Below are 5,294 nucleotides of genomic sequence, written 5' to 3'. Positions count from 1 at the left end.
GGCATGGACGCACCACCCCCTCCTCGCCCTGTTCGCCCCCGGCACGGAGAACGCTCGGGTCCCCGAACCCGACCGGGCGACATGGTCGGCGTGGCCGGCGGACCTGGCCGCCGAACTCGCCGACCCAGGCCGTCTCGGGGCCCGCGAGGCCATCGCCGCCACGCTCACCCGGCTCCTGGTCGCGGCCGCACGCCTGGCACCCTCCGCTCCGGGCACGCCGGACCCACTCGTCGAACAGGTCTTCGCCGAGATCGAGGCGACGTTCCGCGAACCGGTCTCCGCCGCCGATGTCGCCCGCACGCTCGGCTACACCCCCGGGCACCTCACCACCGTGCTCCGCAAACGCACCGGCCGCCCGCTGCTCGACTGGATCACCGAACGGCGCATGATCGAAGTCCGGCGAATGCTGCGCGAGACCGACCTGCCGCTCGACGCCGTCGCCGCCCGAACCGGCCTGCGCGACGCCACCTATCTCGTCCGCCGCTTCCGCAACCGCTACGGCATCACCCCGCAGCGATGGCGCCGCGCCGACCGAGCATCGCCATGACATTGGCGCCGGCCGACAGACCGCAGCGGTGATCAAGGAAGCCTCCACCCGGCGCCCATCCCGCACGACACCGCATGATCGCCCCCAAGAAGCTGGTGGCCGAACTCGGGCAGCCACCGGCCAGACCAGGACATTGCCAGAGCTAACGCACTCTCATGGCGCATCGTGGGCGTGCGTACCTGTTGACGCTCGGTCGAAGGGGCTACGGTCCTTCGATGACCTGGTTGACCGATACCCGGAACTCCTACGACGCCATCGCGGCCGGTTACGCGGACGAGACCCGCGACCTGCTCGACAGGCTGCTCCACGTCCGGGCGGGGGTCGTGCTGTTCGCCGACCTGGTCCGCGCGATCGGCGGCGGGCCCATCGCCGACGTGGGCTGCGGGCCGGGGCACACCACCGCTCTGCTGCGGGAGCTGGGCGCGGACGCGTTCGGCATCGACCTGTCACCCGCGATGATCGAGAACGCCCGCCGCGAGCACCCCGGCGCGCGGTTCGAGGTCGGTTCGATGACCGACCTGGACCTCGCCGACGACTCTCTGGCCGGTGTGCTCGCGTGGTGGTCGCTGATCTACATCCCGGACGAGGCGGTGCCGGGCGTGCTCGGACAGTTCCACCGGGTCCTGCGGCCGGGCGGGGTGCTGGCCGTAGGGTTCCACGTCGGTAACGAGTCGAAGATCGAGACGACCGGCGACGGCGACCAGGCCTTGCAGGCACATGTGCACCATCGCCAACCGTCCCGCGTAGCCGACTGGCTCCGCGAGGCGGGCTTCACCGTGGAGGCGCAGCATCTGCTGAATCCGGACGAGCCGAAGCCGGGCGCGATCCTGTTCGCCCGCCGACCCGCGGCACCCCCTCGGTAGCCTCCTCAACGAGACCGGCCCCGGTCACCGTCGTCGCGTCCCGGGCACCGGGCGGGGTGGAACCGAAGGAGCAGAGCGTTGCGCAGCAGTGAACTGGCCGCCCTCGCGGGCGTCACCATCCGCACCCTGCGGCACTACCACCAGATCGGGATCCTCGACGAACCCGAGCGCTCGGTCAACGGCTACCGCGACTACGACGTACGCCACCTGGTCCGGCTCCTGCGGATCACCCGCCTGACCGAGCTCGGCCTCCCGCTCGCATTCCTCCCGGAGGTGCTGGACGATCCCCAGGCCGCCGGGGCGCTGCTGGACGAGCTGGACCGGCGGACGGCCGCCGAGATCGAGCGGCTCACCAGCCGGCGGGCGACGATCGCCGGGCTCCGCAGCCACGGCGCGATGCCCGACCTGCCGCCGGACCTGGCGGCCTTCGGGCCCGTCATCAGCGCCATCGCCGACGTCGACGCCGAGCTGGCGCACCGCGAGCGCGAGCAGGTCGTCCTGCTGTCCCACCTGCTCGGCGAGGCTGACATGTCCACCCTGGCCGGTGCCCTGGCTCAGCACGACATCTTCACCCCGGCCACCGCGGATCTGGTGCGGCGCTTCGCCGAGCTCGGCCCGGACACCCCGCAGGAGGCCATCGAGCGGCTCGCCGACGACATGGCGGCGCACTACCGGCCCCTCCTGGAGAACTGGCCCGAGATCGAGTTCGGCGCCGACGTCACCTCGGCACTCGCCGCCTACGGCGAGCACATCCTCAACGACCAGCAGCACCGCGTGAACCAGATGTTCGCAGACCGGGTGACCAGCGGGACGGCGAGCGGGAATGTGCCGGCACACGAGGTCACCCGCCCGGCCGATCGTTCTTGAGTCCGGATCAGAGCGATGGCGCGAATCGCTCTGATCAGCCTTGTCGCCGCGAACCACAGCGGGCTTGATTGACCCCGACGCGACGTCATGGTTTTGGCTGTTACCCCATGCCGTTCGTAGGTGTTACCACCTCCGACAATGGGAGAGAGCACGTGCCCTTTCGCAAGAGCTCGGCCGTCGCCATGGGTGCCGCGGCGCTGACGCTGCTGCTCGGTGCCTGCACCGGGCGGGCCGGCGGGCAGGCAGACCTGGCCGGCGCCGACCAGGACGGTCAGGAGCCCGCCCGCTCCGGCCTGGAGCGCTTCTACGGGCAGCAGCCGGCGTTCAAGCCGTGCGATCCGGAGCTGCCGCCGGGCGCGCCGGCCGTCAAGGCCGAGTGCGCCCGGCTCAAGGTGCCGCTCGACTACCAGAACCCGAAGGGCGAGCAGGCGGAGATCGCGCTGCTGCGCGTGCCCGCGCGCGGCAAGAAGCCGATCGGATCGCTCGTGCTGAACCCGGGCGGTCCCGGCTTCCCCGGTACGGATCACGCGGCCTTGACCGCCGCCGCATGGGCGAAATCGCCGATCACCGAGCGCTTCGACCTGGTCGGGTTCGACCCGCGCGGCGTCGGCGCGTCCAAGCCGGAACTCGACTGCTACACCGATGCCGAACGCGACCGCGGCGCGAAGCTCTCCTCGATCCCCGCCGGAATCGACGACTGGACCCGGCAGGAGACCCGCCGGCTCGTCGAGCAGTGCGCCGCGCGCTCCGGCGGCAAGCAGGTGCTCGCGCACGTCGGCACCCGCGACGTCGCGCGGGACGTCGACGTGCTGCGCCAGGCCCTGGGTGACGAGAAGCTCTCGTTCGCGGGCACCAGCTACGGCACCCGGCTCGGCGCCGTGTACGCGGAGATGTTCCCGAAGAAGGTCCGCGCGATGGTGCTCGACGGGGCGTTCGACCCGCTGGCGGGGACGCGCGAGCGGCGCGTCCAGCAGTCCACCGGGCTGCAGGCCTCGTTCGAGCGCATGGCCGCGTCGTGCGCCACCCGGCAGGACTGCCCGCTCGGCACCGACTCCAGGCGCGCCACCCGGGTGTTCCAGAAGCTCGTCCGGCCGCTGATCGACAAGCCCGCGCGGACCTCCGACGGGCGCGGGCTGGCGTTCGAGGAGGCGGTCGAGGGGGTGACGGCCGCGCTGTACAGCAAGACGACCTGGCCCACGGCCATCGCGGGCATCGCGGAACTGAAGGCCGGCAACGGAGACACCCTGCTGAAGCTGCGCGACACCTACCACGGGCGGACCGCCGACGGCGTCTACCCCAACTCGCTCGAGGCCACGTTGGCGATCAACTGCCTGGACGAGGAACGCCACACGCCGAAGCAAGAAACCGCGCTGAACCGCGCGGCGTTCAAGGCGGCGCCGTTCACCGACCACGGCCGTCCGGTCAAGGAGGCGCGCGACGGCTGCGAGCACTGGCCCGTCAAGCCGACGCTCGGCTACCCGTACGCCACCGGCATCGAGGGCCTGACCGACACGCTCACGGTCTCCGTCACGGGCGACGCCATAACACCGCACGAGGGCGGCATCAGCCTGGCCAAGACGCTTGGCGGCAGCCTTCTCACCGTTGAGGGTGAACAGCACGGCGCCCTCCTCGCCGGCAACGCCTGCGTCAACAAGACAGTGGCGGCCTACCTCGTCGACCTCAGATCTCCGGCGGAAGGGACACGGTGCAGGCTCTGAGCCGGGCACCGGCACACCGGGCAGGTCGCGCTTCCATGGAGCGCGGACACGCTGATGGGCGATGAAGATCACACCAGCGCTCGGGCGCGCAGGGCCGCGACGGTGACGTCGCTCAGCTTCAGGCCGTTGCGGACGTAGTTGCCGAAGCTCCCGTAGGCCTGGTCGACCTCGTGGAACGCCTCGTCCAGCCAGGCGGACTCCACGGCGTCGGGTCGGCCGAGGTAGGTGTTGCTGGCCATGTAGTCCTGATACACCGTCGCCTTCGGGACGCCCAGGATCGTCAGCAGCACCGCCGCGCCCCATCCGGTCCGGTCCTTCCCCGCGGAGCAGTGGAACACCGCCGCGCCGGGGTTGGCGGCGATGGAGGTGAGCAGGTCGCGGTACGCGCGGCTCGCGCCGCTGAAGTCCACCATGAACGGGTAGGCGATGGACTGGCCGAGGTTGGACGACCCGGTCACCAGCCCCATCAGGAACCCGTACAGCAGGCTGCCCAGCGCCGGGTTGGCGAAGGAGATCCCGTGCGTCAGGTCCTCGACGTCGGCGACCTTGTAGGCGATCCCCGCGGGCAGCAGGTCGGGGGCATCCGAACGTTCTTTGTCATTGCGCAGGTCCACGTCCAGGGTGATTCCGAGGCCGAGCAGCGTCTGCTGGTCGGCAGCAGACAGGTGGGCCAGGGAGTTGGAGCGGTAGACGACGCCGCTGCGGACGTGGTGGCCGTCAGCGGTCGCGTAGCCGCCGAGGTCGCGGAAGTTGGCGGCCGTGGCCAGCCGGGGCACGGCGGCCAGGGACACCTCGGCCGGCGCCCGGTTCGGTGCGTCGGCGAGGGCGGGCGGTGTGGTCAGCGCGCCGGCCAGCAGAGCGGCGCCGAGCAGGACTGCGGACGTACGGGGGGTGCGCATGACGATCCTTGTCGGATGGCCCCGGCGGGGAACGGACGTGACGCCCGTCATGATCCTGTCCGAGCGGAGGGGAATGAACTGGCAGGCCCTCAAATCTGCTCGGCGAACATTGTGCGCGACGACAACGGCCGCGCCCCCGCAATTCCGCGCCATCGAGGAAAGGACTACATCGACAGCCTCGCCTGCTCAGCACCCGAAGGGGCACCACCGAACCGATCCGACTCACGCCGCACTGCGGTGCGAAGCCACCACATCACTTTCCACACTTGGAGAGGCTCTTCCAAGATTCCGGTGGTAACTGAAGGTGTGTCGTTGGCTACGTGAGTGGATCTGGGTGTCACGGTAGGTCGCGTGTGACCGTGACATGGTGGATGTCGTGTTCCCTCATCTGGCGGATGTG

General features: G+C 70.7%; 5 protein-coding genes. 4 read left to right on the top strand and 1 reads right to left on the bottom strand.

Annotation, left to right across the window (positions count from 1 at the left end):
- From E1293_RS44235 to E1293_RS44220, 4 genes are all read left to right on the top strand, one after another.
- The coding region (locus E1293_RS44235; protein ID WP_207939481.1) for a helix-turn-helix transcriptional regulator at positions 1–547 on the top strand (547 nt) is incomplete at its 5' end.
- Between the two features lie 215 nt (positions 548–762).
- Entirely contained in the window at positions 763–1,410 is a 648-nt protein-coding gene (locus E1293_RS44230; RefSeq protein WP_132205704.1) for a class I SAM-dependent methyltransferase, read from the top strand.
- A gap of 78 nt (positions 1,411–1,488) precedes the next feature.
- Positions 1,489–2,277, top strand: coding sequence for a MerR family transcriptional regulator (locus tag E1293_RS44225; protein ID WP_132205702.1), 789 nt, complete (start codon positions 1,489–1,491; stop codon positions 2,275–2,277).
- Between the two features lie 152 nt (positions 2,278–2,429).
- Positions 2,430–3,995 (top strand): alpha/beta hydrolase, encoded by a 1,566-nt coding sequence (locus E1293_RS44220; RefSeq protein WP_243717484.1) that lies wholly within the window; start codon positions 2,430–2,432, stop codon positions 3,993–3,995.
- Between the two features lie 68 nt (positions 3,996–4,063).
- Here E1293_RS44220 and E1293_RS44215 read toward each other — a convergent pair whose 3' ends face one another.
- Positions 4,064–4,894, bottom strand: a complete 831-nt coding sequence (locus E1293_RS44215; protein WP_132205698.1) for a tyrosine-protein phosphatase — start codon at positions 4,892–4,894, stop codon at positions 4,064–4,066.
- Positions 4,895–5,294: the final 400 nt, after the last annotated feature.

Origin of the sequence: Actinomadura darangshiensis (assembly GCF_004349235.1) — a bacterium.
Lineage (GTDB): Bacteria > Actinomycetota > Actinomycetes > Streptosporangiales > Streptosporangiaceae > Spirillospora > Spirillospora darangshiensis.
The sequence above is the reverse complement of the archived record's forward strand: the minus strand, read 5'-3'. Positions and strand labels throughout refer to the sequence as shown.

Bases quoted from the DNA above. Each gene is read 5' to 3' on its own strand.
- E1293_RS44230 (WP_132205704.1), top strand. From the start codon at position 763: ATGACCTGGTTGACCGATACCCGGAACTCCTACGACGCCATCGCGGCC.
- E1293_RS44215 (WP_132205698.1), bottom strand. From the start codon at position 4,894: ATGCGCACCCCCCGTACGTCCGCAGTCCTGCTCGGCGCCGCTCTGCTG.